17 protein-coding genes are annotated in these 18017 nt (G+C 74.8%); 8 read left to right on the top strand and 9 right to left on the bottom strand.

Annotated elements, in window-relative coordinates; translation table 11 throughout:
* Positions 1 to 120: 120 nt before the first annotated feature.
* Positions 121 to 1536 (top strand): endo-1,4-beta-xylanase, encoded by a 1416-nt coding sequence (locus IQ279_RS23260; protein WP_206351136.1) that lies wholly within the window; start codon positions 121 to 123, stop codon positions 1534 to 1536.
* Positions 1537 to 1733: 197 nt separating this feature from the next.
* Here the strand turns inward: IQ279_RS23260 and nirD are convergent, their stop codons facing one another.
* The 5 genes from nirD to IQ279_RS23235 form a co-directional block, all read right to left on the bottom strand.
* A complete protein-coding gene (gene nirD, locus IQ279_RS28560; RefSeq protein ID WP_206351134.1) occupies positions 1734 to 2168 on the bottom strand; it encodes a nitrite reductase small subunit NirD in 435 nt (144 codons plus the stop codon).
* Complete coding sequence (gene nirB / locus IQ279_RS23250; RefSeq protein WP_206351132.1) at positions 2165 to 4798, bottom strand: nitrite reductase large subunit NirB; 2634 nt, start codon at positions 4796 to 4798, stop codon at positions 2165 to 2167. The genes nirD and nirB overlap by 4 nt, the downstream gene beginning before the upstream one ends.
* A 2-nt stretch (positions 4799 to 4800) precedes the next feature.
* Positions 4801 to 6156 (bottom strand): NAD(P)/FAD-dependent oxidoreductase, encoded by a 1356-nt coding sequence (locus IQ279_RS23245; protein ID WP_206351130.1) that lies wholly within the window; start codon positions 6154 to 6156, stop codon positions 4801 to 4803.
* 129 nt (positions 6157 to 6285) lie between these two features.
* Positions 6286 to 7560 (bottom strand): cytochrome P450 family protein, encoded by a 1275-nt coding sequence (locus tag IQ279_RS23240; protein ID WP_206351128.1) that lies wholly within the window; start codon positions 7558 to 7560, stop codon positions 6286 to 6288.
* Between the two features lie 162 nt (positions 7561 to 7722).
* Positions 7723 to 8418: a SanA/YdcF family protein gene (locus tag IQ279_RS23235; protein WP_206351126.1), complete on the bottom strand. Its 696-nt coding sequence runs from the start codon at positions 8416 to 8418 to the stop codon at positions 7723 to 7725.
* A gap of 98 nt (positions 8419 to 8516) precedes the next feature.
* Here IQ279_RS23235 and cutA point away from each other — a divergent pair, with 98 nt between their 5' ends.
* A complete protein-coding gene (gene cutA, locus IQ279_RS23230) occupies positions 8517 to 8855 on the top strand; it encodes a divalent-cation tolerance protein CutA (RefSeq protein WP_206351123.1) in 339 nt (112 codons plus the stop codon).
* A 64-nt stretch (positions 8856 to 8919) separates the two neighbouring features.
* Here the strand turns inward: cutA and IQ279_RS23225 are convergent, their stop codons facing one another.
* Entirely contained in the window at positions 8920 to 9078 is a 159-nt protein-coding gene (locus tag IQ279_RS23225; protein ID WP_206351122.1) for a hypothetical protein, read from the bottom strand.
* A gap of 10 nt (positions 9079 to 9088) precedes the next feature.
* Positions 9089 to 11215, bottom strand: coding sequence for a molybdopterin oxidoreductase family protein (locus IQ279_RS23220; protein ID WP_241028605.1), 2127 nt, complete (start codon positions 11213 to 11215; stop codon positions 9089 to 9091).
* 256 nt (positions 11216 to 11471) lie between these two features.
* On the opposite strand from IQ279_RS23220, the gene IQ279_RS23215 reads away from it, so the two are divergent.
* The 5 genes from IQ279_RS23215 to IQ279_RS23195 all read left to right on the top strand — a co-directional run bounded on the left by IQ279_RS23215 (position 11472) and on the right by IQ279_RS23195 (position 15274).
* Positions 11472 to 12323, top strand: coding sequence for a sirohydrochlorin chelatase (locus IQ279_RS23215; protein ID WP_206351118.1), 852 nt, complete (start codon positions 11472 to 11474; stop codon positions 12321 to 12323).
* 39 nt (positions 12324 to 12362) lie between these two features.
* Positions 12363 to 13694 (top strand): deoxyguanosinetriphosphate triphosphohydrolase, encoded by a 1332-nt coding sequence (locus IQ279_RS23210; protein ID WP_206351183.1) that lies wholly within the window; start codon positions 12363 to 12365, stop codon positions 13692 to 13694.
* Positions 13695 to 13807: 113 nt separating this feature from the next.
* On the top strand, positions 13808 to 14110 hold the full coding sequence (locus IQ279_RS23205; RefSeq protein WP_206351116.1) for a hypothetical protein: 303 nt from the start codon (positions 13808 to 13810) through the stop codon (positions 14108 to 14110).
* Positions 14107 to 14508, top strand: a complete 402-nt coding sequence (locus tag IQ279_RS23200) for a hypothetical protein (protein ID WP_206351114.1) — start codon at positions 14107 to 14109, stop codon at positions 14506 to 14508. Before IQ279_RS23205 ends, IQ279_RS23200 begins: the two co-directional genes overlap by 4 nt.
* 31 nt (positions 14509 to 14539) lie before the next feature.
* Positions 14540 to 15274, top strand: a complete 735-nt coding sequence (locus IQ279_RS23195; RefSeq protein WP_206351112.1) for an HAD family hydrolase — start codon at positions 14540 to 14542, stop codon at positions 15272 to 15274.
* 90 nt (positions 15275 to 15364) lie between these two features.
* Here IQ279_RS23195 and IQ279_RS23190 read toward each other — a convergent pair whose 3' ends face one another.
* Both IQ279_RS23190 and IQ279_RS23185 read right to left on the bottom strand, forming a co-directional pair.
* Positions 15365 to 16021 (bottom strand): lytic polysaccharide monooxygenase, encoded by a 657-nt coding sequence (locus IQ279_RS23190; protein ID WP_241028600.1) that lies wholly within the window; start codon positions 16019 to 16021, stop codon positions 15365 to 15367.
* Positions 16022 to 16479: 458 nt separating this feature from the next.
* Entirely contained in the window at positions 16480 to 16905 is a 426-nt protein-coding gene (locus IQ279_RS23185; RefSeq protein WP_206351108.1) for a cupin domain-containing protein, read from the bottom strand.
* A 516-nt stretch (positions 16906 to 17421) separates the two neighbouring features.
* Between IQ279_RS23185 and IQ279_RS23180 the strand changes: the two genes are divergently transcribed.
* Positions 17422 to 17850: a hypothetical protein gene (locus tag IQ279_RS23180; protein ID WP_206351106.1), complete on the top strand. Its 429-nt coding sequence runs from the start codon at positions 17422 to 17424 to the stop codon at positions 17848 to 17850.
* Positions 17851 to 18017: the final 167 nt, after the last annotated feature.

The following is an 18017-nucleotide window of genomic DNA, read 5'->3' as shown; positions in this document are numbered from 1 at the left end:
CCACACGCGCACACCGTTGACGGGCGTTCCCATCGGCTCTACCGTTCCCGGCGCACCCTCGAAACCTTCCAACAGTCTTCCGGAAAGAGTTCCGGGGAGTCGAGAGAGGGACACCCCAGCATGAGGCAACACCGTGTAAGCACCGTACGCCGCTTAGCGCGGGCGACCGTAGCCGCCTCCGCCGCGGCCGCGGCCCTGGCCTTCGGGTTCAGCGCCCCGAGCCAGGCGGCCGACCCCTCCCTGCGCGAGGTCGCCGAGTCCACCGGCCGCTTCATCGGCACGGCCGTCAACGACGGCCTGCTGAGCAACGGGACCTACAGCGACATCGTCAGCACCGAGTTCGACAGCGTCACCGCCGAGAACGCCATGAAGTGGGAGGCGGTCGAACCCCAGCGCGGCCAGTACAACTGGGCCGGGGGCGACCGTCTGGTCCAGTTCGCCCAGGACAACGACCAGCTCGTCTACGGCCACACCCTGGTCTGGCACAGCCAGATGCCGGGCTGGCTGCAGAACGGGTCGTTCTCGAACAACGAGCTGCGCCAGATCATGACCGACCACGTCACCACCCAGGTCAGCCGCTACAAGGGCCAGGTCCAGCGCTGGGACGTGGTCAACGAGGCGTTCAACGAGGACGGCTCGCTGCGGCAGAGCAAGTTCTACCAGCAGCTCGGCGCCTCCTACATCGCCGACTCCTTCCGGGCCGCCCGCGCCGCGGACCCGGACGCCAAGCTGTTCATCAACGACTACAACACCGAGCTCGACAACGCCAAGAGCGACGGTCTGTACCGCCTGGTCAGCGACCTGCTGGCGCAGGGCGTGCCGATCGACGGCGTCGGCTTCCAGAACCACCTCATCGTCGGCAACGTCAACGGTCCCGCCATCCGGCAGAACCTCCAGCGCTTCGCCGACCTGGGCCTGGAGGTCGCGGTCACCGAGCTGGACATCCGGATGCAGATGCCGTCCGACAGCTCCAAGCTCCAGCAGCAGGCCCGTGACTACCGCGCGGTGGCCGACGCCTGCCTGGCGGTCTCCCGGTGCTCCGGCATCACCGTCTGGGGCGTCAGCGACCGGGACTCCTGGGTGCCGGACGTCTTCGAGGGACAGGGCGCCGCCTGCCCCTGGGACGAGAACTACCGGCCCAAGCCGGCCTACGACGCGCTGCGCGACGCCTTCGTCGCGGCGGGCGGCGACCCCGGCGACCCGGACGACCCCGAGCCGCCCACGGGCGACTGCTCCGCCGTCTTCAACGTCTCCAACCGCTGGGACACCGGCTCGGTCGTCTCCGTGACCGTCCGCACCGGACAGGCCCTCAGCGGCTGGCGCGCGCAGTTCGACCTGCCGGCCGGGGTGAGCCTGGCCAACGGCTGGAACGGATCCTTCTCGCAGAGCGGCAGCACCGTCACCGTCGCCAACGCCGCCTACAACGGCACGGTCCCGGCCGGTGGGACGATCTCCTTCGGATTCCAGACCAGCGGGGGCGCCGCCCAGGACGGCACCCGCGTCAGCCTCGGCGGACAGGAGTGCGCCGCGGGCTGACACCGGCTCCCGTCCGGGGCGCCGAACCGCCGGGGCAGGGCGGCCGCCGTGCCGGACGGGGACAGGTTCCGTCCGGCGGATCCCGCCCGCTGCGCACAGGACCTGGAGCCGGGCCCCGGTCGCGGCCCGCCCCACACGGGCCGCGGCCGGGGTCCTTCGTCCCTCCCCGGCGGTTCCCGCCGCCCTCGCCGGGCTTCTCAGCGGGTGCGGACCGCGTACACCGGAACCGACACCGCCTCGTCGTCCAGACACCGGCCCGTGGCCAGGTCGAAGCGCTGCTTGAGCAGCGGGGAGGCGACGAACGCCCGGCCGCCGGCCGAGCCCAGCAGTCCGCGCGAGAGCACCCGGGCGCCGGTGAACGGGTCGCGGTTGCCGACGGCGTACGTCCGGCCCGCCCGGTCCCGGAACACGGCGATCTGCCGGCCGTCGGGCAGCAGCGCGGCCACCCCCCGCCCCGGCACCAGATCGGACAGGCCGCACACCGCGGCCCAGCCGCCGCCGGCGCGCACCTCCACCCGCGACCCGGCCGTCCGGTCCTCGCCCGAAACGGCGGCGGTCCCGGTCCTGGTCGTAACTTCGGTCGTCGCCGCGGTCGTCACTTCGGTCCTCGTTCCGGTCGTCGCCGTGGTCATCGGGCCGTGCTCCCTTCGAGGGCTTCGAGTGTGCGGACGGGGATGTCGGGGCCGGACAGGAGCGTCAGATCGGGCCGGACCTGCTCGCGCTCGGCGACGAACCGCACCGACGGGTCCGGCGCGTCGGGGGCGTTGACGAAGGACACGAAGCGCCGCAGCCGCTCGGGGTCCTCCAGCGTCGCGGCCCACTCGTCGCGGTAGTTCGCCACATGGCCGGCCATCAGCTCCTCCAGTTCGGCGCACAGCCCCAGCGAGTCGTGCACGACCACGTCGCGCACATGGTCCAGGCCGCCCTCGATCCGCTCCAGCCAGGCGGCGGTGCGCTCCAGCCGGTCGGCGGTGCGGACGTAGAACATCAGGAAGCGGTCGATCAGCCGGACCAGCTCGGCGTCCGACAGGTCCTTGGCCAGCAGGTCGGCGTGGCGCGGGGTCGCGCCGCCGTTGCCGCCCACGTACAGGTTCCAGCCGTTCGCCGTGGCGATCACGCCGAAGTCCTTGCCCCGGGCCTCGGCGCACTCGCGCTGGCAGCCGGAGACCGCCCCCTTCAGCTTGTGCGGCGCGCGCAGGCCCCGGTAGCGCAACTCCAGGTCGATGGCCATGCGCACCGAGTCCTGCACCCCGTAGCGGCACCAGGTCTGCCCCACGCACGACTTCACCGTGCGCAGCGCCTTGCCGTAGGCGTGACCGGACTCGAAACCGGCCTCCACCAGCCGCGCCCAGATCGCCGGGAGCTGGTCGACGCGGGCGCCGAACAGGTCGATCCGCTGACCACCGGTGATCTTGGTGTAGAGACCGAAGTCGCGGGCCACCTCGCCGATCACGATCAGCTTCTCGGGGCTGATCTCACCGCCGGGGACGCGCGGCACGACCGAGTACGAGCCGTTGCGCTGGAGGTTGGCCAGATGGTGGTCGTTGGTGTCCTGCAGCGCCGCCTGCTCACCGTCCAGCACGTAGCCGCTGGCCCCCAGCACCGGGGCGAGCGAGGCGATGATCGAGGCGACGGCCGGCTTGCACACCTCGCAGCCCTCCCCGCCGCGGGCCTCCTCGCGGCCGTGGCCGTCCAGCAGCTCGGCGAAGGTGGACAGCCGCCGGGTGCGGGCGATCTCGTACAGCTCGCCGCGGGTGTGGGCGAAGCAGCCGCACAGGCCCTTGTCGACGGTGACGCCGCTCGCCTCCAGCTCGTCGTTGACGAGAGCGGTGAGCACCTTCACACAGCTTCCGCAGCCGGTGCCCGCCTTGGTGCACTTCTTCACCTCGGGCACCGTGGTGCACGCGTGGTCGGTGACGGCCGCGCGGACGGTGCCCTTGGTGACGTTGTGGCAGCTGCACACCACCGCGTCGTCCGGCAGGGCGGACGGCCCCAGCGCCGCGGGCGCACCGGCACCGGCCGGCAGGACGAGCTGCTCGGGCGCCACCGGCGGGACGCTGCCGGTCAGCGGGCGCAGCGTGCCGTACGCCTCGGCGTCGCCGACCAGCACACCGCCCAGCAGGGTGCCGTCGGCGGCGACCACGAGCTTCCTGTAGACCCCCGCCCGGGAGTCGGAGTAGACGACGTCCAGACAGCCCTCCGTCCTCCCCAGCGCGTCGCCGAAGGAGGCCACGTCCACGCCCAGCAGCTTGAGTTTGGTGGAGGTGTCGGCGCCGGTGAAGGACGCCCCCGGGCTGCCCGCGCCCCCGGCACCGCCCAGCTCGCCGTCGATCGCGCCGGCCGCCACCCGCGCCATCTCGTAGCCCGGCGCCACCAGGCCGTACACCATGCCGTCCGCGGTCCTGGCGCACTCGCCGACGGCGTACACCGCCGCGTCGGCGGTGCGGCAGTGCTCGTCCACGACGATCCCGCCGCGCTCGCCCACCTCCAGGCCGCAGTCGCGGGCCAGTTCGTCGCGGGGGCGCACGCCCGCCGAGAAGACCACCAGGTCGGTGGCGATCGCCGAACCGTCCGACAGCGCCATGCCCGTGACGGCCCCGTCCGGGCCGGTGGTGATCTCCTTGCCGCCCACACCGGTGTGGACGGTCAGGCCCATCCCCTCCACGGTGCGGCGCAGGGCGGCGCCGCCGCCCTCGTCCACCTGGAGGGCCATCAGACGCGGGTTGAACTCCACGATGTGGGTCTCAAGACCCAGCCCGCTGAGCGCACCGGCCGCCTCCAGGCCCAGCAGGCCGCCGCCGACGACCGTGCCCACCCGGCTTCGGCCCGCGTACTCCTCGATGGCGAGCAGATCCTCCACCGTGCGGTAGACGAAGCAGCCGGTGCCGTCGCTTCCCGGCACGGGCGGCACGAACGGGTAGGAGCCGGTGGCCAGCACCAGCGTGTCGTAACCGATCTCCAGCCCGGCGCGCGAGGTCACGGTGCGCGCCTCGCGGTCGATCGCGACCGCCGGGTCGCCCAGGCGCAGCTCGATGCCGTGCCGCTCCATGAAGCCCTCGTCCACCAGGGACAGCTCCTCGGGCGTGCGGCCGGAGAAGTACGAGGTGAGCTGCACGCGGTCGTAGGCGGGCCTGGGCTCCTCGCACAGCACGACCACCCGGGCCCGGCCGGTCACCTCCCGGCTCGCGAGCTCCTCCAGGAACCGCTGTCCGACCATCCCGTGCCCGACGAGCACGATCGTGGGGCGTGGCGTCCGTGGCATGTCTACAGGCCTCCATCGTTGGTGAGCAGGTGGAGCAGCGGGGCGGAGGGCAGCGGCTCGCCGCCCTCCCAGGCGCGGGCGAGGGCGCCGACGGTGCCGAGATCGCCCAGGAGGATGCCGCCCACCAGCCGGTCGCCGCGGACGACGACCTTGCGGTAGACGCTGCGGGTGGCGTCGGCGAGGCGGACGACGTCGTCGCCCGCGCGGGGCACGGTCTCGCCGAACGCGGCGAGGTCCAGCGCGCCCCCGGGCCCGGAGGGGGTCGGGGCCAGCGTCAGCCGGGTCAGCGCCCGGGTGCCGGTGTACGCGGGGGACCGAGCACCGGCGGCCGTACCCTCCGCGGTGCTGTCCGGGCCACCGTCCACGGCGCTGTCCACGGCGCTGTCCGCCAGCAGGACGCGGGCCAGCGCGTCGGCCTGCTCCTGGGCGGCGCCGGCCAGCCCGTAGACCGTCCCGGCGTGCTCGGCGCAGTCGCCGACGGCGTGGACGCGGGGATCGCCGGTGCGCAGCTCGTCGTCCACCACGATCCCCTCGCGGACCTCCAGCCCGGCCGCCCGGGCGAGCCCGGTCCGCGGACGCACCCCGCAGGCGAGGACGACCAGTTCGGCCTCCAGCCGGTAGCCGTCGGCCAGCTCCACGCCGCGGGCCACGGCTCCCGCGTCCGCGCTTCCCCTCCCGGCGCTCCCCGCGGTCAGCAGGCCGCGGACGCGGCACTCGGTGTGGACCTCGACGCCCAGTCCCTCCAGATGCCCGCGCAGCAGCGCCGAGGCGCGGGCGTCCAGATGACGCTCCATGAGGTGCTCGCCCTGGTGGGCCAGGACGGTACGCACCCCCCGCCCGGCCAGCGCGCGGGCGGCCGAGACCCCGAGCAGACCGCCGCCGACGACGACGGCCCGCGCCCCGGGACGCACCTCCGCCTCCAGCGCCCGGCAGTCGGCCAGGGTGCGGAAGGGACGCACGCCGCGGGGCGGTTCGTGCCCGCCGCCGGGGAAGAGCCCGCGCAGCGGCGGCAGCACCGGGTTGGAGCCGGTGGCCAGCACCAGGGCGTCGTACGCCAGCGAGGAGCCGTCGTCGCACCGCACCAGCCGCTCGGCCCGGTCCAGCCGCACCGCCCGCACACCGCGCAGCCAGCGTGCGGCGGGCGGGGCGGGCAGGCCGATCACCTCCGGTGCGTACCGCCCGGCCAGCACCCCGGCCAGCAGCACCCGGTTGTACGGAGCGTGGGGCTCCTCGCCGACGACCGTCAGATCCACGGCGGCCCCGTCGGGGCCAAGGGCGCCTGCGGCGGAGAGCTGCCCGGCCAGCCGGGCGGCGGCCATCCCGCCGCCGATCACCACCACACGCTTCTTCGAGGTCATGCGGAAAGCGTGCGACGCGGCTGTTTCCCGCCCGGATCACCGCTGTTTCCCGGCGGCAACACCGCCCTCAGCGCACCCGGCCGGAGGCTGTGAGCCCCGCCCTGAGCGGTCCGCCTCCGGACGAGCCGCTCAGGGCGCCAGCCGTACGGGCAGCGCCGCAAGACCCCTGGTCCACGGCGACGACGCCCAGGCCAGGCGCTCCTCGGGCACCGCCAGCCGCAGGCCGGGCAGCCGCCGCCGCAGCACCTCCACGGCCGTCCGCGCGATCAGCCGGGCCTGCGGCTGGGCCGGGCAGGCGTGCGGTCCCGCGCCGAACGCCACATGCGCGCGGTTGCCCGTCACCGGCCGCCCGCACGCGGGCAGCACCCCGGGATCGCGGCCCGCGGCGGCCAGCCCCAGCACGAGCATGTCCCCGCCCCGCACCTCCTGCCGGCCCAGCCGGACGTCGCGCAGGGCGTAGCGGCCGGGGAGGTTCTGGGTGGGCGGGAACCGCCACAGCACCAGATCCAGCGCCTCGTCCAGGGTCAGGTGCCCGCCGTCCAGCGAGGAGCGCAGGGCCGGATCGGTCAGCAGCAGGCGCAGCGTGGTGGCGATCCAGTTCTTCGTCGTCTGGTGGGCTGCCACCACCGTCACGGCCAGGTTGTGCAGCACCTCCTCCTCGCGCAGCGAGGCGGGGTGGGTCAGCAGCCAGGAGGTGAGGTCGGGGCCCGGGGCGCACCGCTTCTCCCTCACCAGGGCCAGCAGGACGCGCTCCAGCCGGCGGCCGGCGTGGACGGAGTCGGCGTTGGCGGCGGCCGTGCCGGCGACGGCCTCCGCCAGTTTGCGGCTGACCGGCTCGTCCGCCCCCAGCAGCCGGGTGACGACCCGCGCCGGCAGGCGGTGCGCGTAGTGCGGTACGAGATCGGCCTCGCTCCGCCCCGCGAAGGCGTCGATCAGCCGGTCGGCGGTGTCCCGCACCAGGCGGCCCAGCTCACCGCCGTCGACCCGGCCCAGCGCGTCGGCGACGGCCGACCGCATCCGCCGGTGCCGCCGCCCGTCGGCGAACATCAGGGCCGGACGCCAGTCGAGGAACGCCAGCAGCGGGGAGTCGGCCGGCACCCGTCCGTCGCGCAGCAGGCGCCAGTGCCGGGGGTCGTGGCTGAAGTCCTGTTCGCGGCGCGTCACCCGCAGCAGCTCCTCGTAGCCCATGACCAGCCAGGCGTGCACCCCCGGAGCCAGGGCGACGGGCGCGACCGGCCCGTGCTCCGCGCGCAGCCGCTCGTACAGGGCGGGCAGGCCGTCGCCGTCGAGGCCCGAACCGTACAGGGGGGTGTGGCGAGCGCGGCCGGGGCGCTCCGGGCGCCCGGGGTCGCCGGGGCGGTCCGGTGGAGTCTCGGCCTGGGGACGGCGGGGAGCAGCGGTCATGTGGTGGCTCCGGAAGAGGGGGGAGGAGAGGGGGAGAGGTCCGGGGGCGGCCCGCACCACCGGCAGACAACGCGCCGGCGGCCGGAGCGGTCAACCGCCTTGTCCGAAAAGAGTCCTGGGATACCACTCAAGGGTGAGCCGCCGGGCACCGGGCGGTACGGATCAGTCCGCCAGAGCCCGCTCGAGGCCCCGCTCGCGCGGGCCGAGGAAGTGCGGATCGGGGGTGAACGTCGCCTCCAGCCCGGCCTTCGCCGCGCCCGCCACCTCGCGCAGCGCGCCGTAGTACCAGGTGGCGTCGTGCGGCTCGGCGACACCGACGCCGTGTGCGTCGATCCCGGCGGCCCGGCACAGGGCCGGCGCGCGGCGTATGTGGAAACCCTGGCTCACCAGCAGCGCGCGCTCCATGCCGAAGACCCGCCGGGCGCGGGCGCAGGGGTCCCAGGTGTCGAAGCCCGCGTGGTCGCCGACGACGTCCCCGGCGGGGACGCCGCGGCGCACCAGGTAGTCCCGCATGGCACTCGTCTCGTCGTAGTCGCGGCGGCTGTTGTCACCGGTGACCAGTACCGCGCGCACCCGGCCCCGGCCGTACAGCTCGGCGGCGGCGTCCAGCCGGTGCGCCAGGTACGGGGACGGCTCCCCGTCCCACAGTCCGGCGCCGAACACGACCGCGACCGGGGCGGCGGGTGCGTCGCCGACGGTGCGGACGCGGTCGCCGGCGGAGACCGCGACCCAGGTCGCGGGCAGCAGCCCCAGCACGCACAGCAGCACCGCGGTCTGGAGGACCTGTCTTCTCCCGGGGCTTCTCCCGGGCTTCGCGGTCTTCTTCGTTCCCCTGGCCTTCGCCGAGCTGATCACCATACCGACGGAGACGGACCGGACCGCGCCACGGTTGCCGCGGCTACGGTGGGCGGGCAGGACCGCGAAGACGGTGAGGAAGAAGGAGAGGAGCGGCGGCCATGGCGGAGACGGGCGTCCTGACGGTGCTGACCACCACCGACAGCAAGGAGAAGGCCGAGGCGCTGGCGCGCGGCGCGGTGGAGGCCCGCGTCGCCGCGTGCGCCCAGATCTCCGGCCCGGTGACCTCGGTCTACCGGTGGGAGGGCGAGGTGCGCGCCGAGCCCGAGTGGCAGGTGCTGCTGAAGACGGCGGCGGCCCGCTACGACGCCCTGGAGGCGCATCTGCGCGCGGCGCACGACTACGACACCCCCGAGATCATCGCCACCCCGGTCGTCCGCGGAGGCACGGACTACCTGGCCTGGGTCGCCGGGGAAGCCGAGGAGGCGGACGGCTCCTGAACAGGTGCGAGCCCGGCAGGGGGAACAGGACCCGGCCGGGTCGGCCGGACGGACCGGGCGGACGTCACCGTGCTGTGCCACTGGTCCCGTCAGCGGCGGTCGCGTCCCACAGAACGGCGTTCCCGTCCTCGTCCCACTCCCGCCAGGCGGCCGCGTAGTCCTGTTCGAGCTCCGGGGCGCGTGACGGCCCGTCCGCGGCGGGGGAGCCCGCATCCGTCCACATGCCGACGACGTTACCGCCTGTCCTCCCGCGCCTCGTCCTCCGCCGGACCGGTCGCTGCCGGGCGGTCCCCCGCACACTCCACGCGGACCGCGCAGACCTTGAACTCCGGCATGCGCGAGACCGGGTCCAGGGCCGGATTGGTCAGGGTGTTGGCACGCCCCTCGCCCGGCCAGTGGAACGGCATGAACACCGTGTCCGGGCGGATGCCCGGTGTGATCCGGGCCGGCGCCACCGCCCGCCCCCGCCGCGAGACCACCGCCACCGGCTCCCCCTCGGCCACCCCGATCCGCTCGGCCAGCCGCGGGTGGAGCTCGACGAACGGGCCCGGGGCCGCGTCGTTCAGCTCCGCCACCCGCCGGGTCTGGGCGCCCGACTGGTACTGGGCCGGCACCCGGCCCGTGGTCAGCAGCAGCGGGTGGCCGGCGTCCGGTTCCTCCGCCGGGGGGCGGTGGACGACGGGCGCGAAGCGGGCCCGGCCGTCGCCGGTGGCGAAACGGTCCAGGAACAGGCGCGGGGTGCCGGGGTGGGGGGCGGGGGAGCGGTCCACCGCCGGGTCGTCGGCCTCGTCCGTGGCCGAAACCTCCGGGCACGGCCAGAAGACCCCGTCCTCCTCGGCGATACGGCGGTAGGTGATCCCCGAGTAGTCCGCCGGCCCCCCGGCCGAGGCCCTCCGCAGCTCCTCGAAGACCTCCTCCGGATCGGCGGGGAAGCCCTTCTCCCAGCCCAGCCGCCCCGCCAGCGCTTTCAGCACCTCCAGATCGGTGCGCACCCCGGGCGGGGCGCCCACGGCCCTGCGGCGCAGCAGCACCCGGCCCTCCAGGCTGGTCGTCGTCCCCGTCTCCTCCGCCCACTGCGCCACCGGCAGCACCACGTCCGCCAGCGCGGCCGTCTCCGACAGCACCACGTCGCACACCGCCAGGAAGTCCAGCGACCGCAGCCGCTGCTCCACATGGGCGGCGCGCGGTGCGGAGACCACCGGGTTGGAGCCCGTCAGCAGCAGGGCGCGCACATCGCGGCCGAGGGCGTCCAGCAGCTCGTACGCGCTGCGCCCCGGCCCCGGCAGCGAATTCGGGTCCACGCCCCACACCCGTGCCACGTGCTCGCGCGCCGCCGGGTCGTCCAGTCTGCGGTAACCGGGCAGCTGGTCGGCCTTCTGGCCGTGCTCGCGCCCGCCCTGGCCGTTGCCCTGCCCGGTCAGGCAGCCGTAGCCGGACAGCGGGCGTCCCGCCCGGCCGGTGGCCAGGCACAGGTTGATCCAGGCGCCGACGGTGTCGGTGCCCTTGGACTGCTGCTCGGGCCCGCGAGCGGTGAGCACCATCGACGACTCCGCGTCGCAGAACAGCGCCACCGCCTCGCGCAGCGCGGGCACCGGCACCCCGGTGATCCGCTCCACCAGCTCCGGCCAGTGCGCCATCGCCGCCGCGCGCGCCTCCTCCCAGCCGCTGGTGCGCGCCGCCACGAAGTCGGTGTCCACCCTTCCCTCGGCCACCACCAGATGCAGCATGCCCAGCGCGAGGGCCAGGTCGGTGCCGGGGCGCGGGGCCAGGTGCAGGTCGGCGTGCTCGGCGGTACGGGTGCGGCGGGGGTCGATCACGATCAGCTTCCCGCCCCGCTCGCGCAGCTCGGTGAAGTAGCGCAGGGCGGGCGGCATGGTGTCGGCGGGGTTGGCGCCCACCAGGATCACGCAGCCGGTGCGCGCGACGTCCGCCAGCGGGAAGGGCAGCCCCCGGTCCAGCCCGAACGCCCTGTTCAGGGCGGCGGCGGCCGAGGACATGCAGAACCGGCCGTTGTAGTCGATCTGGGAGGTGCCCAGCACCAGCCGGGCGAACTTGCCCAGCGCGTACGCCTTCTCGTTCGTCAGCCCGCCCCCGCCGAACACCCCCACCGCGTCCGCCCCGTGGGCGGCCCGCGTATCCGACAGCCCCGCCGCGACGCGGTCCAGCGCCTCGTCCCAGCCGGCCGGTTCCAGCGGCCCGCCGGCACGGCGCCGCACCAGCGGCCCGGTCAGCCGCACCCGGGAGGAGAGCACGGCCGGGGCGGTGCGGCCCTTGCCGCACAGCGCGCCCCGGTTGACGTCGAACGCGGTGCGCTCGACGACCTCGACCCCCTCCTCGCCCCCGGTGGGGCGCAACCCCATGCCGCACTGCAGGGCGCAGTACGGGCAGTGGGTGTCCACGCTCCCCTCGGGCGCCTGGGGGGCCTGTCCGGCGGGCTGGGCAGTCGTCGCGCTCATGCCGCCCAGCGTGCGTCGCGCGTGTTACGCCGCGCGCCCTCGCAGGTTACGGGCCCGGCACACCGGCCTCAGCCCGCTCCGGCGGGTGCCGTGAGCCGTGCGCAACCGGGCGTCACGACGCCGCAACGGCGGGGCAACCGGGGCCCGCCACACTCGCCCCATGACCTCCCCCTTCCGCGTCCGCCCCCGCACCTGCCCCGCGCCCCCGCTGGTCGCGGTCGCCCACGGCTCCCGCGACCCCCGGGCGCTGCGCACCGTCACCGCACTGCTCGGCCTCGTGCGGTCCCTGCGGCCCGGCCTGCGGGTGGAACTCGGGCACGTGGAGCTGAACGAGCCCCTGCTGCCGGACGCCCTCGACACGCTCCCGGCCGGCCGGGCGGTCCTCGTCCCGCTGCTCCTGGGCCGCGGTCACCACGTCAAACACGACCTGCCCGAGGCAGCTGCCGCCGCCGGGCACCTGTCCGTGCTGACCGCGGCGCCGCTGGGACCGCACCCGCTGCTGGCCGAGGCGCTGGCCGGGCGGCTGGCCGAGACGGGCTGGAACGCCGCCGGTGCGGTGAGCACCGGCGGCGTGGTGCTGGCGGCGGCCGGCTCGCGCGATGCGGACTCGGCCCGGGACGCCGAACGGACGGCCGCCCTGCTCTCCGCACGCCTCGGCGGCGTCCCGGTGCTGCCCGCCTACGCCTCGGCCGCACGGCCGACCGTGCCCGAGGCCGTGGCCGCCCTGCGCGCCGACGGGCGCCATGACACCGCCCTGGCCTCGTACTTCACCGCGCCGGGCCTCTTCGCCGCCCGGTGCGCGGGCGACGCCCCCGGCCTGCCGGCCGCCTCCCCGCTGGGCGCGCACCCGGCGCTGGCCCGCCTCGTACTGCACCGCTACGACGAGGCGCTCGCCCGGGCGCGTACGGCGTCCGCACGTCCCTCCTCCGTCCGGCGCGGGGCGCACCGGCCCGCACCCGCTGACCGCCGGCGTCCGCCCGCGCCGGCCCGCGTTGTCACCCGGGGCGGCTAGCGTCGGTGTATGAGCGGCGGGTATGGCGATGCGTACGCCATGGACGACACGACGTACAGCCCCTGGGGCGACGGACCGGCGGAGCACGTCACCGGCTACGACGGCGCGGCGCTGGAACGCTGGGTGCCCGAGCCCGACAAACGGCCCGGACGCACCGCCTTCCAGCGCGACCGGGCGCGGGTGCTGCACTCCGCCGCGCTGCGGCGGCTCGCGGGCAAGACCCAGGTCGTCACCCCCGACGCCGCCGCCGGCGCCTGGGACGCCACCCCCCGCACCCGCCTGACGCACTCCCTGGAGTGCGCCCAGGTCGGCCGGGAACTGGGCGCGGCGCTCGGCTGCGACCCGGATCTGGTGGAGACCGCCTGCCTCGCCCACGATCTGGGCCACCCGCCCTTCGGGCACAACGGCGAGCGCGTACTGGACGAGATCGCCGAGCCCTGCGGCGGCTTCGAGGGCAACGCGCAGTCGCTGCGGCTGCTGTCGCGGCTGGAGCCGAAACGGTTCGCCGGACCGGCGCAAGGGGACGGCGGCCCTCCGGCATGCGTCGGCCTCAACCTCACCCGTGCCGGGCTGGACGCCGCCACCAAGTACCCCTGGCCGCGCGGCGGCCACCCAGCCGATCCCGCCTCGCGGAAGTTCGGCTTCTACGAGGACGACCTGCCGGTCTTCGAGTGGTTCCGGCGCGGCGCGCCCGAACACGCCCAGTGCTTCGAGGCACAGGTCATGGACTGGTCCGACGACGTGGCCTACTCCGTCCACGACGTCGAGGACGGCCTCCACGCCGGCCACCTCGATCCCAACCTGCTGCTGGCCGAACCCGAGCGCCGGGAGGTCTTCGCCGTCGCCGCCGCCCGCTACGCGCCGCCCGGCACCGAGGAGGCCGAACTCGCCGAGGCCCTGGACCGGCTGCTGGGCCAGGAGTGGTGGCCGCACGGCTACGACGGCACGGCCGTCGCCCAGGCTCGGCTGAAGGACGCCACCAGCCAGCTCATCGGCCGGTTCTGCCTGGCCGCCGAGGGCGCGACCCGGGCGGCGTACGGTTCGGGCCGCCTGACCCGCTACGGCGCCCGCCTGGTGGTCCCGCGCGCCGCCCGCCTGGAGTGCGACGTGCTCAAGGCCGTCGCCGACCGGTACGTCATGCAGCGCCCCGACCAGGAGCGGCTGCGCGGCGAACAGCGCGACATCCTGGCCGGGCTGGCCCAGGCGCTGACCGCCCGCGCCCCGGACGGCCTGGACCCGCAGTTCCGCGCGCTGTTCTCGCAGGCCGGTGACGACCAAACCCGGCTGCGCGTGATCGTCGACCAGATCGCCTCCCTCACCGACGCCTCCGCCCGCCGCCTCCACGCCCGCCTCACGGGCCCGGCGGCGTGACGGGACGGGCCGGCGGCCGCCCGGCGTCAAAGGCGTGAGTACCGATCACACATGCGTATGAACGGGCCGGCTTCGCGTTCCGGCGGCCCGGCCCTCTCTGTATGGTCGGCGGTATGGCAACGAAGAAGTACACCGTGACCCTGCCGGAGGAGCTGGCCGATGCCATCCGGGCCGAGGTGGGCCCCGGCGGCTTCAGCCGCTACGTCACGCACGCCATAGAGCGTCAGCGCGAGCAGGACCGGCTGGGAGAGGCCGTCAGCTGGTGGGAGGAGGAGTACGGGGAGATCACCGAGGCGGAGATGGCCGAGGCCGAGGCCGAGCGCCGGGAGATCGAGCGCATGCACGCCGAGCTCGCCCGTGCCCGGCGGGCGGAGGTGGAGACGCCCGCGCCCGAGCAGCACCGGGAGGTCGCGTGACCGGGGGCGGGACGGTCTACCTGCTCGACAGCGAGGGGTTGTCCCAGTGGGTCAGGGGGGAGCGCCGTATGGGTTTCCGTCTGAAGGAAGCCCATCGGCTCGGCGTCCGCGTCATAACCACCTCGATGACCCTCATCGAGGCGTACGACCCGACGCGCTACCTCCCCGCCTGGCAGTGGGCGCTGTCCCGCCTCCACGTGGAGCCGGTGACCGAGGATGTCGCCCGGGACGCGACCGGCCTCCTGAAGGAGACCGGGCTGCACGGCCACAAGTACGCCATCGACGCGGCCCTGGCGGCCGTCGCCCTGCGGCAGCCCGGCGCCGTCACCGTCTTCACCTCCGACGAGGACGACATGCGCAAGCTGTGCGGCGACCGCGTGGTGGTCGCAAGGCTCTGACCGCCCACCCGGAGCGTGGTAGGAAGACCGGATGAGCCGACTGCCCGGTCACGGCCCCGAGGGCCCCATCCGCGCCGTGACGGCCCCGCAGGGGTCGCCCGCCGCCGTACGGGCCGTGCTCTTCGACTTCTCCGGCACGCTGTTCCAGATCGGCACGTACGCGGACCGCATACGGACGGCGCTGGCGCGCCCGGTGGGCGAGGCGGAGATGGAGGCCCTGCTGGGCGGGCTCGAAGCCGGTCTGTCGGACCCGGCGGTGGCCGGGGCCCAGCGTGCCCGGGACGTGTCGGCCCGGGCCCACCGGCACGCCTTCACCACCTGGTACGCCTCCGTCCCGGAACTGGCGCCGGTGGCCGGGGAACTCTACGAGCAGTTGCGGACTCCCGAGCACTGGGTGCCGTACGCGGACAGCACGGCCGTACTGACCCGGCTGGCCGCCGCGGGCGTGGCCCTGGGCGTGGTCAGCGACGTCGGGTGGGATCTGCGCGCCACCTTCGCCCACCACCGGCTGGACGACTGGTTCTCCTCCTGGACGCACTCCTTCGAGCACGGCACGGAGAAGCCCGATCCCCGGCTGTTCCTGCACGTCTGCCGGGAGTTGGGCGCCGGTCCGGCCGAGACCCTGATGGTGGGGGACCACCCGGCCAAGGACGGCGGGGCGGTCGGCGCGGGACTGCGCTCCTACGTGCTGCCGGCCGGAGCCGCCCCGGGACAGGTCCGGGGGCTGGACGCGGTTCTCCGGCTGGCCGGGATCGGCGACGGGTAGCCCCCGCTCGTACGGCGGGCACGCCGGGCGGACGGCGGCCTCTGTCCGGCCGCCGTCCGCCCGTCCGCGTAGATGGCGGGGAGGCGCGGTTCAGCAGGGGCCCAGGTCCCGCCAGACACCGGAGGCGCCCGGTTCCTCGCCGCGCGTCCACCAGGCCGCCCGCCAGGCGTGGCCGCGGTGGGTGACGGTCCGGCCGCCGGTGTAGGCGGTGGAGCGGTCCCAGGTGGGGGAGGAGGCGCACTCGGCCGGCGGGGTGGGCGTCCCGCCGTCATCGCCGCCGCCACCGTCCCCGCCGCCGCTGCCGACCTGGACGTCCACGCAGTTGTAGAACGCGTTGGCGGTGTCCGCGACGTTCCACACGGCGAGGATCTTGTGCTTGCCGGAGGGCAGGCCGCTCAGGGTGTGCGAGATGTTCGACGGCGGGCGGGTGCCGCCCTGGTCGAACCGCTTGAACAGGACGCCGTCGACGTAGTAGTCCCAGGTGCTGGTGCTGTGCGCGGCGGTCAGCCGCCACTGGAAGGTGACGGTGCTGGAGACCTGGGTGACCGGCCAGTTGCGGCTGTCGTCGTCCAGGAAGGTCCAGCGGGTGCCGCCGCTGCACAGGCGCGAGCCCTTGGGGGCCTCGACGCTCTGCGGCTCGTACTGCAGTCCGTCGCAGCCGGTGACCCGGCCGGTGGCGCAGTGGTCCTGGCGGCTGGGCGGGGAGGTGATCCAGCCGTGGGCGCCCGCCGAGCTTGCCGAGGTCATGACAATCATGAGGGGCAGTGCCAGCGCGAAGGCGAAGAACGAGGCCAGCAGCCTCGCGGGACTCCTCCGCGCCGTCGGTGCCGTCGGTGCTGTCCGTGGTGCGTGTCCGGTCTGTCGCATGTGGGGGCTCCTCCTCCCTCCGCGCGCGGCCTCTTCGGCCGACGTGCGGAGCGGTACGGGGGGTGGCGACCTGCCGTGCGCAGGGCCTCGCCGGTGACGATAGATTGGTTCAGACCAATCGTTAAGGGCGACTTCCGGTCCGTTCCCGGAGGGTGCGGCCGGGTGCACGCGGCGCAACGGGGGGCGTCCGTCCGGGTGGAGGGGTCCGGGGGTTTGGTGAAGAGGGCGGAAAAGGGTTGCTCTGTCCGTTGACCGAATCCGGTCTGTACCAATGGCCTCTGCCCCCGCCCCCCCGTCCCTTCCCCGCCGCACCGCGGCGGGGAAGGGACGGGATGCCCTCAGGCCAGGGCGTGGCCGGTGGTGCTGTCCACGTGGCCGGGGATCTTCCCCTCGTGGCGGTCCCCGGTCGAGGCCGTCCCGGTGGGCTCGAACATCAGGATCGACCCGCCGGCCGAGGACGGCCTGTGCTCGGTGCCGCGCGGCACCACGAACACGTCGCCCTTGTGCAACTCGACGGTCCTCTCGCCGCCGTCGGCGTCGCGCAGGGCGATGTCGAAGCGGCCGTCGAGGACGAGGAAGAACTCGTCGGTGTCCTCGTGCACGTGCCAGACGTGCTCGCCCTCGGCGTGGGCGATCCGCACGTCGTAGTCGTTCACCCGGGCCACGATCCGCGGGCTGTAGACATCGGTGAAGGAGGCCAGGGCCTCGGGCAGGTTCACGGGCCGGGGCGCGGACTGGGACGCGGGTACGGGGGTCTCGGTCATGGACGCGATTCTCGGTGATCTCCGCGCGCCGCTCCCGGTGTTTCGCGGGAGTGTACGGAGAACACGGGGACCGGTTCGGAGGTTTCCCGGAGTTCCGCCGAACCGGCCCGCGGACCGGAGGGGGAACCGGACGGAGAGCCGGGCGGCGAGGGGGCCGCCCGCCGCCCGCCGGAGGACCCGCGGTCCACCCTCAGGCGGCCCGGGGACCGCTGGCGGAAGGCGTACGAAAGGACGTCGGCGGCCCTGGGAAAACTCGGGGACGAGCCGTACGGTGTCCCGCTGCTGCTGAGCTATCTGCTCCACGAGGTCGCGGAGGCGTGGGAGAACTCCTACCACTTCGGCCTGCTGTGGGACGTCCTCGACGCCGTCCGTGACTGCTTCCCCGATCACCCGACGGCTCTCGCCCCCCGCATCAGGAGACCGGGCCTCCCGGCGGACTGGAGACCCCCGCTGCCCGTCGGCTGGGCGCCCGGCCTCCCCGCCGACCGGGCGGCTGCCGGCGCGGTGCTCCATCTGATGGACTCCCTGGACGCCATGATCCGGGCCGAGAACGCGATGGTCAGCGGACTGCCACAGGTGCAGGCGCCGGCGGCGGAGGCGGCCGCGCGCCATGCCGGGCGGGCCGCCGAGCTGGCGGACGGACTCCCGGCGGAGTACGGGTGGCTGCGGGGGTACGTACGGCGGGTGGCGGGCCGGAACGACGTCTACTGCACCGCCGCTGCCCGCGCGGTGCGCGCGGCGGAGGCGTTCCTGGGGACCGGCGGCGCCGGGCTGGACGGGGCGATCCGGGAACTGGCCGAGGCGGAGGGCGATCCGCGTATCGACCTGCGGTACCGCAGCGAGGTGCGGGCGCACCGGTTCAGCCTCACCGCGCTCCGGGGCAGCGCCCGGCGCGAGTGGCTCAGGCTCGACCAGGGATCGGTGGTCTTCCTGTACCGTTCCTAAACAGTGTCCAGGAGTGGCATCTGATGCCGGCTCCCGGAACTGCGCGCATCCCGAACGGTGTTGGATGCGCTGGGTTCCCGCGTTCGCTGTTCCCCGGTCCGGCGACGTGCATCGTGTGCACGCTCCGTGACGGGTGGGCGGGTTCCTTCACGCCCCCGGCCACCACG

This window comes from Streptomyces verrucosisporus, from assembly GCF_017114865.1.
Taxonomy (GTDB): domain Bacteria; phylum Actinomycetota; class Actinomycetes; order Streptomycetales; family Streptomycetaceae; genus Streptomyces; species Streptomyces fenghuangensis.
This window is presented reverse-complemented; position numbering and strand designations above follow the sequence as displayed.